The sequence below is a fragment of the Streptomyces sp. NPDC033216 genome, from assembly GCF_055577115.1.
Window position 1 is genome coordinate 49,275 of record NZ_JBVIQK010000016.1, and the last position, 17,517, is coordinate 66,791.

The 17,517-nt window shown below is 72.8% G+C and carries 14 protein-coding genes; 8 read left to right on the top strand and 6 right to left on the bottom strand.

Annotated elements, in window-relative coordinates; all coding sequences use genetic code 11:
• Positions 1-116 precede the first annotated feature (116 nt).
• Positions 117-1,040 carry a methylenetetrahydrofolate reductase [NAD(P)H] gene (metF, locus tag ACZ5Y0_RS25795; RefSeq protein WP_469131055.1) on the top strand — a complete coding sequence of 308 codons (924 nt, stop codon included), beginning with the start codon at positions 117-119 and terminating at the stop codon, positions 1,038-1,040.
• A 56-nt stretch (positions 1,041-1,096) separates the two neighbouring features.
• Positions 1,097-2,074: an SCO2102 family sporulation regulator gene (locus ACZ5Y0_RS25800; RefSeq protein ID WP_469131056.1), complete on the top strand. Its 978-nt coding sequence runs from the start codon at positions 1,097-1,099 to the stop codon at positions 2,072-2,074.
• A 48-nt stretch (positions 2,075-2,122) separates the two neighbouring features.
• Here ACZ5Y0_RS25800 and ACZ5Y0_RS25805 read toward each other — a convergent pair whose 3' ends face one another.
• Both ACZ5Y0_RS25805 and ACZ5Y0_RS25810 read right to left on the bottom strand, forming a co-directional pair.
• Positions 2,123-3,646 (bottom strand): phytoene desaturase family protein, encoded by a 1,524-nt coding sequence (locus ACZ5Y0_RS25805; protein WP_469131057.1) that lies wholly within the window; start codon positions 3,644-3,646, stop codon positions 2,123-2,125.
• 596 nt (positions 3,647-4,242) lie between these two features.
• The gene (locus ACZ5Y0_RS25810; RefSeq protein ID WP_469131058.1) at positions 4,243-4,869 is read right to left on the bottom strand and encodes a TetR/AcrR family transcriptional regulator; all 627 of its coding nucleotides are present in this window, start codon (positions 4,867-4,869) and stop codon (positions 4,243-4,245) included.
• Positions 4,870-5,247: 378 nt separating this feature from the next.
• On the opposite strand from ACZ5Y0_RS25810, the gene ACZ5Y0_RS25815 reads away from it, so the two are divergent.
• The 3 genes from ACZ5Y0_RS25815 (at position 5,248) to ACZ5Y0_RS25825 (ending at position 7,554) form a co-directional block, all read left to right on the top strand.
• On the top strand, positions 5,248-5,811 hold the full coding sequence (locus ACZ5Y0_RS25815; RefSeq protein ID WP_469131059.1) for an SAV_6107 family HEPN domain-containing protein: 564 nt from the start codon (positions 5,248-5,250) through the stop codon (positions 5,809-5,811).
• A gap of 242 nt (positions 5,812-6,053) precedes the next feature.
• Positions 6,054-6,887: a class I SAM-dependent methyltransferase gene (locus tag ACZ5Y0_RS25820; protein ID WP_469131060.1), complete on the top strand. Its 834-nt coding sequence runs from the start codon at positions 6,054-6,056 to the stop codon at positions 6,885-6,887.
• A 265-nt stretch (positions 6,888-7,152) separates the two neighbouring features.
• On the top strand, positions 7,153-7,554 hold the full coding sequence (locus tag ACZ5Y0_RS25825; protein ID WP_469131061.1) for a DUF3040 domain-containing protein: 402 nt from the start codon (positions 7,153-7,155) through the stop codon (positions 7,552-7,554).
• Between the two features lie 246 nt (positions 7,555-7,800).
• On the opposite strand, the gene ACZ5Y0_RS25830 is transcribed toward ACZ5Y0_RS25825, so the two are convergent.
• The 4 genes from ACZ5Y0_RS25830 to ACZ5Y0_RS25845 all read right to left on the bottom strand — a co-directional run bounded on the left by ACZ5Y0_RS25830 (position 7,801) and on the right by ACZ5Y0_RS25845 (position 13,458).
• Positions 7,801-10,323, bottom strand: a complete 2,523-nt coding sequence (locus ACZ5Y0_RS25830) for a transglutaminase TgpA family protein (RefSeq protein WP_469131062.1) — start codon at positions 10,321-10,323, stop codon at positions 7,801-7,803.
• On the bottom strand, positions 10,320-11,690 hold the full coding sequence (locus ACZ5Y0_RS25835; protein WP_469131063.1) for a DUF58 domain-containing protein: 1,371 nt from the start codon (positions 11,688-11,690) through the stop codon (positions 10,320-10,322). The genes ACZ5Y0_RS25830 and ACZ5Y0_RS25835 overlap by 4 nt, the downstream gene beginning before the upstream one ends.
• Positions 11,687-12,727, bottom strand: coding sequence for an AAA family ATPase (locus tag ACZ5Y0_RS25840; RefSeq protein WP_469131064.1), 1,041 nt, complete (start codon positions 12,725-12,727; stop codon positions 11,687-11,689). The genes ACZ5Y0_RS25835 and ACZ5Y0_RS25840 overlap by 4 nt, the downstream gene beginning before the upstream one ends.
• Positions 12,728-12,900: 173 nt before the next feature.
• Positions 12,901-13,458: a beta-class carbonic anhydrase gene (locus tag ACZ5Y0_RS25845; RefSeq protein ID WP_469131065.1), complete on the bottom strand. Its 558-nt coding sequence runs from the start codon at positions 13,456-13,458 to the stop codon at positions 12,901-12,903.
• 428 nt (positions 13,459-13,886) lie between these two features.
• Between ACZ5Y0_RS25845 and rsmH the strand changes: the two genes are divergently transcribed.
• From rsmH to ACZ5Y0_RS25860, 3 genes are all read left to right on the top strand, one after another.
• Positions 13,887-14,888 carry a 16S rRNA (cytosine(1402)-N(4))-methyltransferase RsmH gene (gene rsmH, locus ACZ5Y0_RS25850; RefSeq protein ID WP_469131066.1) on the top strand — a complete coding sequence of 334 codons (1,002 nt, stop codon included), beginning with the start codon at positions 13,887-13,889 and terminating at the stop codon, positions 14,886-14,888.
• Between the two features lie 73 nt (positions 14,889-14,961).
• The gene (ftsL, locus tag ACZ5Y0_RS25855; RefSeq protein ID WP_469131067.1) at positions 14,962-15,507 is read left to right on the top strand and encodes a cell division protein FtsL; all 546 of its coding nucleotides are present in this window, start codon (positions 14,962-14,964) and stop codon (positions 15,505-15,507) included.
• Positions 15,508-15,512: 5 nt separating this feature from the next.
• On the top strand, positions 15,513-17,474 hold the full coding sequence (locus ACZ5Y0_RS25860) for a peptidoglycan D,D-transpeptidase FtsI family protein (protein WP_469131068.1): 1,962 nt from the start codon (positions 15,513-15,515) through the stop codon (positions 17,472-17,474).
• The last annotated feature ends 43 nt before the right edge of the window (positions 17,475-17,517 follow it).

Sequence of the window (17,517 nt, forward strand, 5' to 3'; positions counted from 1 at the left end):
GCCTGGACACCGGCCCGTCCGTCCCCCCTGTCCAAGGGATGGACAACAAGTCGACAATTCGGGCAAATTTCCGAGTTCTGGTTGGGGGAGGACCATCCCCTGGCTAACCTGCGGGTATGGCCCTCGGAACCGCATCCACCAGGACCGACCGCGCCCGCACCGTGCGTGACATCCTGGCCACCGGCAAGACGACGTACTCGTTCGAGTTCTACGCGCCGAAGACCTCCCAGGGCGAGCGGAGCCTGTGGAACGCGCTCCGGCGGGTGGAGGCGGTGGCCCCCGACTTCGTCTCCGTCACCTACGGCGCCGGCGGCACCACGCGGGCGACCACGGTCAAGGAGACGCAGCAGATCGTCGTCGACACCACCCTCACCCCGGTCGCGCACCTCACAGCCGTGGACCACTCCGTCGCCGAGCTGCGCAACATCATCGGCCAGTACGCCGACGCGGGGATCCGGAACATGCTCGCCGTGCGCGGTGACCCGCCCGGCGACCCCATGGGCGACTGGGTGCCGCACCCGCAGGGCCTCACCTACGCCGCCGAACTCGTCCAGTTGATCAAGGAGTCGGGCGACTTCTGCGTCGGCGTCGCCGCCTTCCCCGAGATGCACCCGCGCTCCAGCGACTGGGACACGGACGTGGCACGCTTCGTCGACAAGTGCCGGGCCGGCGCCGACTACGCCATCACGCAGATGTTCTTCGAGCCCGACTCCTACCTGCGCCTGCGCGACCGGGTGTCGGTGGCCGGCTGCGCGACCCCGGTGATCCCCGAGGTCCTGCCGGTGACGAGCGTGAAGATGCTGGAGAGGCTGCCCCAGCTCAGCAACGCCCACTTCCCGGCGGCGCTGAAAGAACGGATCCTCTCGGCCAAAGACGATCCGGCCGCTGTACGCTCCATTGGCATCGACTTCGCCACGGAGTTCTGCGCTCGGCTGCTCGCCGAGGGAGTGCCCGGACTGCACTTCATCACGCTCAACAACTCCACGGCGACGCTGGAAATCTACGAGAACCTGGGTCTGCACCACCCACCGCAGGCCTAGACCGGTCGCTCCGCCTTACGACACACAGCGGAGCGGCCGCTGGGAGAGGGGCGTACATGGGCTGGACGGTCCTCTACATCGCGTTCGGCATCGTCGCGCTGTGGCTGCTCGGTGAGGTGCTGCTTCAGTACAAGGCCCGGCTGCGCTACCGGCTGCTCGCCTTCGGCGGCTTCCTCGGTGTCGTGGTCGGTGTGCTGATCCCGTCCGTCGTCGTCATCGGTGTGGGCGCTGCCGCCTTCGCGGTCGGCCAGACGTACGTCACGCTGTCGTTCCGCCGCGGCTTCGCCGAGGGCTGGGCCGTCAGCCGCCCCGGCGACGACGGCACCAAGCGCCGCCGCGGCAAGGGAGCGCGCCAGAACCCGACCCTGGAGGTCTCCGGTCTGGAGGCTGGAGAGGGCGGCCCCGACGCGTACGGCCAGGACGACGAGGGCACGCCGTTCACGGGCGACGGCGTGGCGTACGGCCAGGACAAGAGCTACGGCGACGAGGACCACGACCGCGACGACGTGTTCACACCCGTCGCCCGCACCTTTGGACCCACGCCGGCCGAGACCACCTCCGTGTACGAGCCGCAGCCCCTGCCGGACGACACCGGCTCCTACGGCGTCTACAGCGACACCGCACCCGCCTCCGCCACCCAGCCCCAGGACCATTACGCGACCGCCGCCCAGGGCGCCGACCAGGGGTACGGCTACGACGGCTACTCCGGTTACGGCCAGCAGCAGTACGGCTACGACGCCACCGGCGAGCAGCAGTACGCGGCCTACTCCGACCCCTACATCGGTACCCAGACCTACGGCGGCGGCTCCTACGACGCCGGGTACGACCAGCAGCAGTACGCCCAGCAGGGCTACGGCCAGGAGCACTACGGCACCGGCGGTTACGACGGAACCCCGGCCGACGGCGTCTGGGTCCCGCAGCAGCGCACCACCGACGACCCGCACGCCGGTGAACTCCCGGCAGAGCAGCCGTACCCCTACCAGGGCGACGGGCAGCAGCAGGGGCACGGGTACGACGAGCAGTACCGCTTCTGACGGACGCTCATGTCAGCCGGTGTCGAGTGATGCGAGTACGGGCGACGTTCACTGGGAGCCCCGGAACTCCGGTCCCTCCACGACGAGTCCTGACACCAGCGCGCCCGACATGCCCGCGTGGGCGAGCCCGCCGCCCGGGTGCGTCCAGCCGCCCACGGTGAACAGGCCCGGCAGGGCGGTGGAGTTGGCCGGGTGCAGCAGTCGGCCCCCGGCCGCCGCCAGCGCGGGCGCGGGGACGGACCCGCCCTCCGCCCCGGTCTCCTCCGCGATGTCCGCCGGGGTGCGCACCTCGTGCCACAGGACACGGTCCCGCAGGCCTGGAAGGGCACGCTCGGAGGCGGAGAGCACCGCCTCCACCAGATCGGTCCGCGGCTCGGCTCCGGCCGGGACCACGACACTCAGGGTGACCGCCTCATGGGCGGAGTCCGGCACCAGAGCGGGGTCCTCGGGCCGCAGCACCGTGACCGTCGGTGCCGTGACCGGCGGACCGGCGGCCGACGCGGGGGCCGTACCGAACAGGGCCTCCAACTCGCCCTCGCGGTCCTGCGTGTGCACCACCGTCCGGTGCGCGGTCCCCGCCGGGCGCCCGCCCCGCAGGGCCAGCAGCACGGTCAGCCGGCTCGGCAGGCCCCGCTGGGGCACCACCTCGCCCGGACCGCGAGGCGGCAGACCCGCTGCGCCGCCCGTCCCCGGCGCGATCACGAAGTCCGCCTCCGCCACCCCGCCGCTTCCGGAGCCGAGAGCCAGGGAGGTGCCCCCGGCCAGCTCCACGCCCACGGCCCGGCCGTCCTTCTCCACGATCCGGGTGACCTCGGCACCGAAGACGAACTCCACCCGGCGGGCCAGGCATCGCTCGTACACCGCACGGGCCAGTTCGCGGACGCCACCGCGCACGGTCCACATGCCGAAGGCGTGTTCCATGTACGGCAGCACGGCCGCGCTCGCCGGGGTGACCCGCGGATCGAGGCCGTACGCGAGCGCGTGGCTCTCCAGGAGGGCGACGAGGCGGGGGTCGCGCAGCTCCCAGGCGCCGACCTCGGCGAGCGTGCCGGCCCGGCGGGTGCGCAGCAGCCGTTTGTGCGGCACCGACGGATAGGGCTCGCGATCGGCCAGCACCGACCAGTTCGGCCACAGCGGCTCCTCCAGGAGCGGGCGGCGCGTGCGGTCCCAGGCCTCGCGGGCCCGGACCAGGAAGTCACCCCAGCGCCCGCCGGTCCCCGGACCGAGCGCCTCGTCCAGGGCGGAGACGACACCCGCGCGCGAGGCGTTCGGCAGAGAGGCCTGGGTGCCGTCGGCGAACACGTGCCGTGCCGACGGGTCGACCTGGACCAGCTCGACGCAGGCCTCCAGCGGCTCCTTGCCGGTCTTGACGAACAGATCGCGCCAGACCGCGGGCAGGGTCAGCAGACCGGGTCCCGTGTCGAAGGAGAACCCGTCCCTCTCGAAGCGGCGCACCGCACCGCCGTACGTCTCCGTACGCTCGTACACCGTCACCCGGTGGCCCGCGACGGCCAGCCGGGCGGCAGCCGCCATGGCGCCCATCCCGGCGCCGATCACCGTAATCCGTGCCATGCCCGCGACTTTATCGGCCGCCCTCCACCGCTTTGTCAGCCGCCCTCCACCGCGCTGAACAGGCCTGGGACACCACCACCGCGTGGACGTCGACGTGGTCGGCCCAGCCTCTCGTGAGCACCGCAGGGAGTAGGGAGACGGGGGTGATCGTCACCAGGCGGAGGTGCGGCGCCCTGGAGGCCGGCATCCGGGTCTGAGTAGCCGTACCTAGCCGCCGAGATGAGTACGCGCGCGGATGGGGACCGGCCCGCGTGGACGGAAGAGTGGAGCCCACGGAACGGGGCCCGGCACCGCACCGCCGACACGGGGCGGCGGACGGTGCCGGTCCTGGACCGCTCCTTCCGTCGGCCCGGTCGGCGGAAGCGAGGCACGGGGTCCCGGGGGAACGACCGGACGGGGGAAACACGGGGGACCGACCGGACGGAGGCAGGACCGACCGGACGGGGAGAGACGGGGGAACGGGGGAGGAAACGGGGGAAACGGGGGAAGCGGGGGAGCACGAGGAAGCGCCGGTTCGCGGCGGCACACGGGGGACGTGGCCACAGCGGACCGGCGCTTCCGTGCGTCCTGCGGTACGCCCGCGTCCGCCTCCGCCGCTAACGACGACCGCTCACCCGTCCCTGGAGCAGCCGGGACAGGGCCGCGTGAACGTCGTCCAGGGACCGTTCCGGCTGGAAGGCCTGCCAGTCCAGGGCGGCCACCAGGACCATGCCGACCAGCGCGGCAGCGGTCAGCTGCACGTCGATCTCGTCGCTGAACTCGCCGTTGTCGATGCCCTCGCGCAGCACGCCCTCGACGACGGCCACCGCCTGCCGCCGCACCACCATGAGCGTGGACTGCCAGGCCCGGTTGGTGCGCCACAGCTCGGCCACGTAGAGCTGGGTGAACGCCGGATAGCGGTCGATGAAGACCAGGCCCGCCCGGATCATCGCGTCCAGCGCGTCGACCCGGCTGCCGCCCTCCCGCGCCGTGCCCTCGGCGGCCTCCCGCAGGGAGGCGGTGAGCAGTCCCACCCCGTGCCGCAACAACTCCTCGAAGAGGACCGACTTGCTCGCGAAGTTGTAGTAGACGGTGCCTTTCGCGACGCCCGCCCGCTCGGCGATCTCGTCCACGGTGGTGGCGGAGAAGCCCTGCTCGGCGATGAGCGTGACGGCTGCCTCGTAGAGCTTCTGCCGGGTGGCCTCGCGGCGGGTGCGGCCGACCGGCGTGGTGGTGCTGTCCATGCTCCCGATTGTCACAGGAACCCGGCCGGCCGGAGGCCGCGGTGGCACGGTCACAGGGGCAGCTCCGGGCGCAACCGGACCAGCGCCCACACATGGCGGCGGCGCGCGGAGAGCGGTCAGCGCAAGGCCTCCGCGGTCAAGGCGATCAGCGCAAGGCGGGGGTGCCGCACCGGCTCCGGGCCGCCGCCCGTGCTGAGCCGGCGCAGCGCCCCGACGGCGTCGGCCCATCGGCAGGAACGGGCGCAACGAGTTGACCCGAACCTTCGAGCGAAGCAAAAGACCAGGTCAGAACGGATTGTCAGTGGCATAGCTCACGATGGGCACATACGGCACCACCCGACAGGAGTGTGCCGTCACACAGACGACAGGAGGTTCGTCATGGCCAGCTCCCACGCAGCAGCCGCACGTCGGCGACGCGCCACCGGCCCTGCCCCCTCACTGACCGGCCCGGCGAGCGACGTGCACCCCGTGCTGCGCCGGACCACGGCCCCGCCCGCCGCCCTCGACCTGCTCGCCCAGGCCCACGCCGGACTGGACGAGGCCACCGCCCTCGACACCTCCAACGAGCGGTACGCCACGGCGCACCTGGCCGCACTGCGCACCGCCGCCGCCGTGCTCGCCGCGCGGGGGCGCCCGGAGACCACACCCCGACGCCGGGCCCGGATCCGGAGCGCGTGGGAAGTGCTCCCCGAGATCGCGCCCGAACTGACCGAGTGGTGCGCGCTGTTCGCCTCCGGAGCCCGGCGCCGCGCCCGCGCCGAGGCCGGCATCCAGGGCGCGGCCAGCCGCCGCGACGCCGACGACCTGATACGCGACGTGGCGATGTTCCTCCGTCTCGTCGAACGCATGCTGGTCCTCCAGCCGGTCCTGCCCCAGCCTCGGCAGGAGGGCGACGAGCCGGACGGTCCGACCGCGGGAGCAGGCATGCCGGACGCGGGATGAGCGCCGCCGCCGACGGGTCCACGGGGGGACACGCGGGGGCACCCGGGTGCCCGTCCGGGGGCGGCGGGCGGTCCCCGTAGGCCTGCGACCCGTGCGTACCGCAGTGACCGGGTGCGATGGCCGAGGCAATAGGGTGGAGAGCGCCTGAAGCCTTCCCGTTGCCGTTGCCGCTGTCCGGGCCGGGAGGGCGCCCGTTCGCTCCGCCGCGCAAGAGGCGGTGCCGCGCCGAGGAGTCAACTGCCGTGCCGGACCCGATGCGCCCGCCCGTCTCCCACCGCCACCCGGCGTCGCCGCGCTCCGGTCCCTCCCGTCCCCGCGCCTCCCTCCGTACCGCCGTGGTCTGGGAGGTCCTCCAGGACGCCCTCGACCGCCGGGTCAAGGCCACGGGTCGTGCGTCGCTGGACGTCCTCGACACCGGAGGCGGCAGCGGCAACTTCGCGGTGCCCGTCGCCCGCCTCGGACACCGGGTCACCGTCGTCGACCCCAGCCCCAACGCGCTGTTCGCGCTGGAGCGCCGCGCCGCCGAGGCCGGAGTCGCCGACCGTGTGCAGGGCGTCCAGGGCGACGCCCACGGCCTCTTCGACGTGGTCCGGCGCGGCGGCTACGACGCCGTCCTGTGCCACGGCGTCCTGGAGTACGTCGACGACCCCGCCGAGGGCGTCCGCAACGTGGTGGCCGCGCTGCGCCCCGAGGGCGTCCTCAGCCTGCTCGCCGCCGGTCTCGGCGGAGCCGTGCTCGCCCGGGCCCTCGCCGGTCACTTCACGGAGGCCCGGCAGGCCCTCACCGACCCGGACGGCCGCTGGGGCGAAGGCGACCCCGTGCCGCACCGCTTCACCGCCGACCAGCTCACCGACCTGGTCGAGGGCGCCGGTCTCGCCGTGGGCGCCGTGCACGGGGTGCGGGTCTTCGCCGACCTCGTCCCCGGTGTGCTCGTGGACACCGAGCCCGGCGCCCTGGAGGCACTGCTGAAGCTGGAGGAGGCGGCGGCCGAACTGCCCGCCTTCCACTCCGTGGCGACACAGCTCCATGTGCTCGGGGAGACACGGGGGACCGACGGGGCCTCCGTCCCCTCCTGAGAGGCGCCGCTGATCAGGTACGCGGGCGTACATGGAGTACGCCACAGGCCCCCCGTTCGGCCGAAGTGCGCCGTATGATCGAGGGAGACCGCCCGGCATGACGGGTCGGCCGCCGGGGAATGGAATCCCCAGCGGACCGAGACGTCCATGAAGGGCTCCGGTTGGCCAATTGGCCTAGAGGGGCGGGTTTCACGGGGGCGATTCCCTGCCTATCCTGAAGGGACCCCCCGGGTCGCCCCGGCGACTGCACGATGAGGAGGACTCCGTGCCGCTCTCGGAGCACGAGCAGCGCATGCTCGAGCAGATGGAGCGAGCGCTGTACGCCGAAGATCCCAAATTCGCGTCGGCGCTTGAGGGAAGCGGGCTGCGTACGTACACCCGGCGCCGGGTCTACCAGGCGGTCGCGGGCTTCCTCGTGGGTATCGCGCTCCTCATGGCCGGTATGGTCGCCAAGCAGGTCTGGCTCAGCGTGGTGGGCTTCCTCGTCATGCTGGGGTGCGCGGTCCTTGCGGTCACCGGTTGGCGCAAGGCACCCAAGCCGGGCGAACAGCCCGCCGGTGCCCCGCAGACGCGCGATCAGGCCAGGCCGAAGCGCTCGGTGATGAACCGGATCGAGGAGCGTTGGCAGCGCCGCCGCGACGAGCAGGGCGGCGGCCAGGGTCACTGAGCCCGTTCCGGGCCGACCCGTGCCCGGCCGCTGAGCCGTCGCAGTCGTACAGAGACGTTCTGTGAGGGGGTGATCACCCGGTCCGGGTGATCACCCCCTCATGCATGCCCGCCCCGCGCTGACACGCGCCCGGGACCCTCCACGGAACAGCGGCCGGTCCCTGCTCCGGGATCTGTCCAGGAGCAGGGACCGGAACCGGTCACCGGCCGGATCTCTCCGGCTACGCCGTCAGCGGGCGGCCGGGCATCAGCTGCCCGCCCGCGCGTCGGCCGCCCGCCCGCCCGGCCGTACCCGACGGGCCAGGGCCGCCGACCGAGCCGACCAGGTCGCCCTGACCACCGTCCAGCGGTCACTGAGGTCCCACGCCGCGCGGACAGCCGAACGCGGTGCCACGACCGCGCGCAGCCGGGTGCGCCGGCCGACCCGCGCCCGCAGCGCCACCCGCAGCCTGCGCGCCTCCTCGACCAGCCCTGCCTCGGCCCGCGGCTGCCGGGCGAACAGCACCTGCTCCACAGCGCCCGCCACCCGGTACACCGATCCGGCCGCCGCTTCGTCCAGCTCGCCGAGCCGCACGACACGCGCCGCCGCCCGGCGGGGCGTCAGCGCGTCGTCGGGCGGGATCCCGTAGTCCCAGGCCGTGTCGGTCAGCTCGCGCCAGACTGCCAGGACATGGGCGACGACCGCCTCGGTGACCTCGGCCGACGGCACGTCCCACAGCACCGCCGGACCGGCGTCGACCGTGGACGGCCCTCCGCCGCCCGCGTACGGCCCGGGGCCCGCCCGGCCGGCCCCGGCGAGACCGGTGTGCCGACCCGAGGCCAGCCGCACCGACCGCCGCCTCAGCCGCCACAGCATCGGCAGCAGCAGCAGGGTCGGCGCCGCGAGCCCCAGTACCGTCCAGCCGGCGATCTCGTACCACGGCGGGCCGCCGCCGCCCTGGTCCGCCCGGTCCGGCGGCAGCGCGCTGAGGCAGCCCTCGAGCTTCTTGTCCTCCGCGGTACAGCTCGTGCTCGCCGACGGCTCGGCCGACGGTGCCGTGCCCGCCGAACGCGAGGCCTGCGGCAGGTCCGGGGCGGCACTGCCCGAGGTGTCCGGCAGCGTGTACGGAGGCGTCGTCCCCCGGGTCGGGGTCGGCTCGAAACGGGTCCAGCCCACGCCCTCGAAGTAGAGTTCCGGCCACGCGTGCGCGTCCTTCAGGCTCACCGCCACCGAACCGTCCGACTGCGGGGAACCGGGCGCGAAGCCCACCGCCACCCGCGCCGGAATGCCCAGCGTGCGGGCCATCGCCGCCATCGCGAACGAGAAGTGCACGCAGAAGCCCTGCTTGTCCCGCAGGAAGCGGGCGATCGCGTCCTTGCCGGTGCCGACCTTGACCTCGGTGTCGTACTCGAAGCCGCCCGTCACCGCGAACCAGTCCTGGAGCCTCACCGCCCGCTCGTAGTCGTTCGACGAGCCCTCGGTGATCTGGCTGGCCGTCTGCGACACCACCGCCGGCAGGGTGTCCGGCAGCCGTGTGTACTCGCCGCGCAGCGAGCCGCGTGCCTGGGGAGCGGAGGCCAGTTGTCTCGCGGTCGGCCGCACCTGAAGGCTGTTCACCTCGTAGGTCTTGCCGCGTGTGGTCTGGCGGTGGTCGCCGACGACGGTCATGCCGACCGGCTCGTACCGCCATCTGCCGCTGACCTGCACACCGCTCGGCGGGTACGGCATCGGCAGCCAGTCCTGGGCGTACCAGTCGGCGGCCGAGACCCGGGTGGTGATCTCCGCGCGCCGGACGTCCGCGCCGAGGCCGGGCGGAGTGGGCAGATCGTCGGGCACGGCGACGACATCGCGTTTCGACGGCTTCCAGGTGGTGCCGTCGAAGTCGTCGAGGGAGACGATCCGCAGATACAGGTCCGAGAGATCGCTGGTGTTGGTGCGCAGGGTCAGGACCGTGCGGTCCTGGTCCACGTTCAGGCTGTCGCGCAGCGACACCAGGGGGTTGACCGCGGAGATGGTGCCTCCGCCGGCGGTGCCCGGACCGACCCCGGTGCCCGCGCCGTCCAGCAGGCCCCCGTCGATCGCGGGCAGCGGCAGCAACGGCACCGCCAGCGCCACGCCCAGGGCGGCGGCGCCGATGCGCCGCCCGGTACGCACCGGGGCCGCCGGGCCGGACTGCCCGCCCGGGGTGCTCGGCGCGCCGCCGAAGACGCGGCCCCACTGCGAGAGCCGCTCCCGGCCCTCGGCGAGCAGCAGCATCAGATAGCCGCCGCCGGCCACCAGGAACCAGAGCCAGTCGGCGCCCCCGTCGGACAGCCCCGCGGCGACCGAATACAGCGCGAGCAGAGGCAGACCGGCCGGTGCCGCGTTGCGGTACGTCACGGCGAGGGTGTCCACCGCGAGGCCGATCAGCAGCACACCGCCGATCATCATCAGCCGGATGCCGTCGGAGAGCGGGGCCGGTATCGCGTACCGCCCCACGTCGTCCGTGCCCGACCGCAGGAGGTCGGCGAAGTGCTGGAAGGCCTGCGGGCCGGGGATCAGCCCGGCGAGTGCCTGCCCGCGGGCGAAGACCAGGGTGAGCAGCACCAGCGTGACCAGGGCCTGGGCCAGCACGGTGAGCGGCCGGGCCAGCGGCACCCGCCGGGTGGCCGCGCCGACCGCGCACTGGACGGCCAGCAGAACGGCCGCCAGGAGGATCCACGATGTCTGTTCGACCAGGGGCAGCAGGGCGGAGGCGGCCATCAGCGTGGCGGCCGCGGAGCACAGTGTCAGTCGGGCCCGCCCGCTCATGATCCCGCCCCCCTTCCGCTCGGTCCGCTCGCCGTCACGACACCCGAACGCTCCCGGTCCGCCTGCCGCCACAACTCCTCCAGCGGAGCGCCGCGCGGCACAGCAACGGCCGTCCAGCCCGCCTCGCGCAGCATCCGCAGCCGCTCCTCCTGCCCGTTCATCGGACGAGACAGGTCATGCGGTTCACGCATCCAGCTGTCGCCGTCCAGGAGGAAGGCGACGGCGCCCCCGCTGCGCTGGCGCATCCTGGCGGCCACCGCGGCCTCCTCCTCGTCGAGGGCGCCGAGGAAGGCCACCAGCAGCCCCTCGTTGCCCCCGCGCAGCACGTCGTAGGCGGGGGACAGACTCGTGCCGTCGGAGTGGTCGATCACCGCGAGGGTGTCCATCATCAGTCCGGCCGCGTCGGCCGATCCCTGGCCCGCCCCGGCGAAGCCCTCGGCGCCCTCGCCGGGCACGGAGGTGCCGGTGTCCGTCAGCAGTCGGACCGAGAAGCCCCGCTCCAGCATGTGCACCAGGACGGACGCGGCGCCCGAGACCGCCCACTCGAAGGCCGAGTCGGGGCCCGCGCCCCGGTGGGCGAGCCCGCGGGTGTCCAGCAGCACCGTGCAGCGCGAGCGCTGGGGCTGCTCCTCACGGCGCACCATCAGCTCGCCGTAGCGGGCGGTGGAACGCCAGTGGACACGGCGCAGGTCGTCCCCGTAGCGGTATCCGCGCGGGATCGCGTCGTCCTCGCCGGCCAGCGCCAGCGAGCGCTGCCGACCGTCGCCGTACCCCTTCGCCTCGCCGCCCAGCCGGACCGGCGGCAGGGCCACCACCCGCGGGACGACCGTCAGGGTGTCGTGCGTCGAGAAGGAGCGGGTCAGCTCGCACATGCCGAACGGGTCGTCCAGCCGCAACTGGAGCGGGCCCAGCGGGTAGCGGCCGCGCAGGTCGGAGCGGACCCGGTAGGACACCTCGCGACGGCCGCCCGCCTCGACCCGGTCCAGGACGAAGCGGGGGCGTGGGCCGAGGACGTAGGGCACCCGGTCCTGGAGCATCAGCAGGCCCGTGGGCAGCCGGGAGACGTTGTCCATCCGCAGATGGACGCGGGCCTCGCTGCCGGCGGGCACGCGGGCGGGTGAGAGCCGGCGGCTGCCGGCGACCCGGTAGCGGGTGCGGTAGACCACGGCCGCGCAGACCAGCGGCAGCGCGGCCAGCAGCAGCCCGACCCGCAGCAGGTCGGGCTGGCCGAGGACGTAGGCGCAGATCGCGGCGGCGACTCCGGCCGCCAGGAAGGAACGGCCGCGGGTGGTGAGACCGGCCAGTGCGGTGCGAGCGCCGCCCTTCTCCCCGCGGTCCGCCGCCCGTCCGGCCGCGCCGGTGGTCATCCGAGCCTCCGCGGCGGCTGTCGGCCGTACGCCTGTGTGCCGTTGCCCAGGCCGAAGCCCCGCTGCTGCTGGGAGCCCACGGGTATCGGGGTGCGCTGGATGATCTCCTCGACGACCTGCTCCGAGGTGCGGCGGTTCAGCTGGGCCTGGGCGGTGGGCAGCAGCCGGTGGGCCAGGACGGCCACGGCGAGGTTCTGCACGTCGTCCGGCAGCGCGTAGTCCCGGCCGCTGAGGGCGGCGGACGCCTTCGCCGCGCGCAGCAGGTGCAGCGTCGCGCGGGGTGAGGCGCCGAGTCTGAGATCGGGGTGCGCGCGGGTGGCGGAGACCAGGTCGACCGCGTACCGCTGGACCGCCTCGGCGACATGGACGCCGCGGACCGCCTCGATCAGTTTGAGGATCTCGTGCGCGTGTGCCACCGGCTGGAGGTCGTCCAGGGGGCTCACCCCGCCGTGGACGTCGAGCATCCGAAGCTCGGCCTCCGGGCTGGGATAACCGATGGAGACCCGGGCCATGAAGCGGTCGCGCTGGGCCTCGGGCAGCGGATAGGTGCCCTCCATCTCCACCGGGTTCTGGGTGGCCACCACCATGAACGGGCTGGGCAGCTCATAGGTCTGCCCGTCCATGGTGACCTGGCGCTCCTCCATCGACTCCAGCAGCGCCGACTGGGTCTTGGGGGAGGCGCGGTTGATCTCGTCGCCGATCACGATCTGCGCGAAGATCGCGCCCGGCTTGAACTCGAAGTCGCGGCGCTGCTGGTCCCAGATGGACACGCCCGTGACGTCCGACGGCAGCAGGTCGGGCGTGAACTGGATACGCCGGACCGAACAGTCGATGGACCGAGCCAGCGCCTTCGCCAGCATCGTCTTGCCCACGCCGGGGACATCCTCGATCAGAAGATGCCCCTCGGCGAGGAGCACTGTCAGAGAAAGCCGTACGACCTCGGGCTTGCCCTCGATCACTCCCTCCACCGAGCTGCGGACTCGCTCCACAGTGGCGGTCAGATCCGTAAGGCTCGCACGCTCGTCATAGGTCGTCACCCGGCCCTCCTCGGCCCGTTCTTTCCGGCCGACGCTCTGCGATGCGGACCGGCCCACCCCGAAACACGGACACCACGCGGGAAACGCTCAGCGTGACGTCACTCCCGCATTCTCGCTGCCGTTACCGTTTCGTGTCACTCGCCTGTGGACAACTGACAGCGATATGTCAGGTCTCAAGACTGTTCGGCCGGGTCGATCTCCCTCAGCAGGCCTGTCTTGACGTCGAAGACGAAGCCCCGCACGTCGTCGGTGTGGACCAGGAACGGCGACGTCCGCACGCGCTGCATCGACTGCCGCACGTCCTGATCGACGTCCCGGAACGCCTCCACCGCCCATGCCGGACGCTGCCCCACCTCCATCTCCAGGTCGTGGCGGAACTCCTCGGTGAGGCTCTCCAGACCGCAGCCGGTGTGATGGATCAGGACCACGCTGCGGGTCCCCAGGGCCCGCTGGCTGATCGTGAGGGAGCGGATCACGTCGTCGGTGACGACACCACCCGCGTTGCGGATGGTGTGGCAGTCGCCGAGTTCGAGGCCGAGGGCGGCGTGCAGGTCGAGCCGGGCGTCCATGCAGGCCACCACGGCGACCTGGAGGACGGGGCGTGCGTCCATACCGGGGTCGCTGAACTCGGCGGCGTAGCGCTGGTTCGCCTCGATCAGGCGGTCGGTGACCGTACCGCCACTGGGTAGGGCCGCCTCGGAGCCGGTGGGTACCGATGTGGAAGTCGTCATACCCATGACGTTACTGGTCACATGCTCTCCGGTCGCGTTGTGAGAGGGGATGAAGAACGTCATCCCGGCCTCATGTGAGGTAATCCACACGGGTGGCGAGAGGGCGCCCATGGGAGTGATTTTCCCGTAATCGCCGCTTCGCACGCGTACGGACCCACGACGCGCAGGCCGGTTGATTGACCGCGAGACAGGGTGGACTAAAGTGACGCGAAGCGGGAGGCGGTGATCTCCCTGCTGGACTGAATTCCCCGAGAGACCCCGGCGCGGCCGCCGGAGATCTCCCCGCGTGCGCGGCGCGTACGTACGGCTCGGCCTCCTCCCGCTCCCGGTCGGCTGACGCTTCCGGCGCCGGCGGACCTCCCCTTCTTCGAGCGGGCGGGGACCCGGTCGTGTGTACGGGCCCGTGGATCTGAGAGGGCCCAGGATCAATGGGGCGCGAAGCGCATTCGAATGAGGGCGACGGCGGGCGGCAGGAGGGACGGAGCCGGCACGTCCCGGTGATGCTCCGGCGGTGCCTGGACCTGTTGGCCCCCGCCCTCCAGCGGCCCGGAGCGGTGGTCGTCGACTGCACGCTCGGCCTCGGCGGACACAGTGAGGCCCTGCTGACCCGGTTCCCGGAGGCCCGCCTCGTGGCCCTCGACCGGGACAAGGAGGCGCTGCGGCTGTCCGGCGAGCGCCTCGCGCCCCACCAGGACCGCGCCACCCTCGTGCACGCCGTGTACGACGAGCTTCCCGAGGTGCTCGACCGGCTCGGCATCGCGCGCGTGCAGGGCGTCCTGTTCGACCTCGGCGTCTCCTCCATGCAACTCGACGAGGCCGACCGTGGCTTCGCCTACGCGCAGGACGCCCCGCTCGACATGCGCATGGACCAGACGACCGGCATCAGCGCCGCCGAGGTCCTCAACACCTACCCGCCGGGCGAACTGGTGCGCATCCTGCGGGCGTACGGCGAGGAGAAGCAGGCCAAGCGCATCGTCTCCGCGGTCGTGCGCGAGCGGGAGAAGGAGCCGTTCACCAACAGCGCCCGGCTCGTCGAGCTGATCCGGGGCGCGCTGCCGCAGGCCGCCAAGCGCACCGGCGGCAACCCGGCCAAGCGCACCTTCCAGGCGCTGCGCATCGAGGTCAACGGCGAACTGTCGGTCCTGGAGCGGGCGATCCCGGCCGCCGTGAAGACCCTCGACGTCGGCGGGAGGATCGCCGTGCTGTCGTACCACTCGCTGGAGGACCGGCTGGTCAAGCAGGTGTTCGCGGCCGGAGCCGCCACCACCGCGCCGGCCGGGCTGCCCGTCGTCCCCGAGCGCTACCAGCCACGCCTCAAGCTGCTCACCCGCGGTGCCGAACTTCCCACGGAGGAAGAGGTCGCCGAGAACCGGCGGGCCGCCCCGGCGCGGCTGCGCGGGGCCGAACGCATCAGGGAGGACGTCGAGTGACGGACGTGCGGCGGGCGGACCGGGGGACGTCCCGGCCCAGTGGGGTCGCGACCGACGGCCCAGGGGAGGGCGAGTGAGCAGGAAACCCCGGCTGAAGGGGCGGGCCGCCCGGCTCGCGCGGATCTTCCCGGCCCGACCGCGACAGGCGGCCCGCACGCCGTTCGTGCTGCTCGTCGTGCTGCTTCTCGGCGGCGGTCTGATCGGTCTGCTGGTGCTGAACTCCGCGCTCAGCGAGGGCTCGTTCAAGATGGACGACCTCCAGCAGGACACCAAGAACCTCACCGACGAGGAACAGGCGCTCCAGCGGGACATCGACTCCTACTCCGCCCCGGACGCCCTCCAGCGCCGTGCCCGCGAACTGGGCATGGTGCCCGGCGGCGACCCGGCCTTCCTCGGCCCCGACGGCACGGTGAAGGGCGTCCCCTCGGCCGCCGCTCCGCGCTCCCCGGCGGACACTCCGGTCGCCGTACGGCCCCCCGAGGCCATCGCGACCATACCGGCCCTCCCCCCGGCCGGTCCGCCGGCGACCACCGCCCCCGACGCTGCCGGGGCCGACCCGGTGGCCACCGCCCCCGGCGTCTCTGCGACCACAGCCACTCCCACGACTCCCGGCAGGTGACGGAAGTGTCCGACAGGCAACCGCCGCGCCGGCGCGTGCCCGGCCCCGCCCGGCCCGCCCGCCCCGCGCCCGCCCAGCGCCGACCGGGAGCCGGAGCCCGGCCCGCCCGCCGCCCGGCCGCCGCGAGGCCCGCGTCCTCCCGCGTCATCCGGCTCGGCAGCCCGCGCCCCCGGCTGCGTCTGGTCGGCCTGGCGCTGACGCTGGTGATGATCGCCTTCGTGGTCCGTCTGCTCCAGGTGCAGGCCGTCGACGCCAGCACCTACGCCGCCAAGGCGGAGCAGAACCGGTACGTCGGCCAGGTCCTGGCCGCCGAGCGAGGTGAGATCACCGACCGCTCGGGCGTGGCCCTCGCCTCCAGCGAGGACGCCTACGACATCACGGCCGACCCCACGATGTTCGCCCCCGACCAGCTGAAGATCGACGACGGTCCCGAACAGGCGGCCGCCCTTCTCGCCCCGATCCTGGGCCAGGAGCAGTCCGCGCTCGTCGGGAAGCTGCGCCCCGCCGACCCGAACGCGCGCTACGCCAAGCTGGCCGGCCGGCAGACCCCGCAGGTCTGGAAGCAGATCAGGGACCTGAAGTCCGCGCTCGCCACCAAGGCCGGGTCGGACCCCGCCACGGTCAACGTCCTGGCCGGCGTCTTCTCCGTCCCCAGCAGCAAGCGGGTGTACCCCAACGGTGAGCTGGCCGCCGCGATACTGGGCTGGGTGAACACCGAGGGCAAGGGTGGCGGCGGCATCGAGCAGCAGCTGAACACCACCCTGGCCGGCAAGGACGGCAAGATCCGCTACGCCCAGTCCGGCGGCCGCCAGGTGCCCACCGTGGGTTCCACCGAGACCCCGGCCGTGCCCGGCTCCGACGTCGAGCTGACGATCGACCGGGACATCCAGTGGGCCGCGCAGAACGCCATCGCCGAGCAGGTGAGGGCGTCCAAGGCGGACCGTGGCTACGTCATCGTCCAGGACACCCGCACCGGCGAGATCCTCGCGCTGGCCAATTCGCCGGGGTTCGATCCCAACGACCTGTCCGAGGCGAGCCCCGAGGCCCTCGGCAACGCGGCCCTCCAGGACGCCTTCGAGCCCGGCTCCACCGCCAAGGTCATGTCCATGGCCGCCGTACTGGAGGAGAACGCCGCCACGCCGCTCACGCACGTCACCGTGCCCAACCGGCTGCACCGCGGCGACCGGCTCTTCCAGGACGACATCGACCACGCCACCTGGTACCTCACGCTCAACGGCGTGCTCGCCAAGTCCAGCAACATCGGCACGATCCTGGCGACCGGCCAGCTCGGCAAGACCCAGGCGCAGGCGAACCGGACCCTCTACTCCTACCTGCGCAAGTTCGGCATCGGCAGCCACACCGGGCTCGGCTTCCCCGGTGAGACGAAGGGCATCCTCGCGGCGCCCGGCGACTGGTCGACCTCGCAGCAGTACACGATCCCTTTCGGCCAGGGCGTCTCCATCAACGCCCTCCAGGCGGCCTCCGTCTACTCGACGATCGCCAACGGCGGCGTGCGCGTCGAGCCGAGCCTGGTGCGCGGCACCAAGGGTCCCGACGGCCGCTTCACCCCCGCCGAGGCCCCCCGCAAGACACGCGTGGTCAGCCAGAAGACGGCCAAGTCCCTCGCGCAGATGCTGGAGTCGGTCGTGGACGACGTGGAGGGGACCGGCACCAAGGCGCGCATCCCCGGCTACCGCGTGGCGGGCAAGACGGGTACCGCGAACCGCGTGGATCCGGCCACCGGCAAGTACCACGGCTACACCTCGTCGTTCGCCGGATTCGCGCCCGCCGACAACCCCCGGGTGACGGTGTACTGCGCGATCCAGAACGCCACCGAGGGCAGCTACTTCGGCGGCCAGATCTGCGGCCCGATCTTCAAGCAGGTCATGGAGTTCTCCCTGAAGACGCTCCAGATCCCGCCGACCGGGGGGAAGCCCGCGAACCTCCCGGTCTCCTTCGCCCCCTGACCCAGCCGGTAAGCCAGCCGGCAGCCAGCCCACAGCCCAGTCC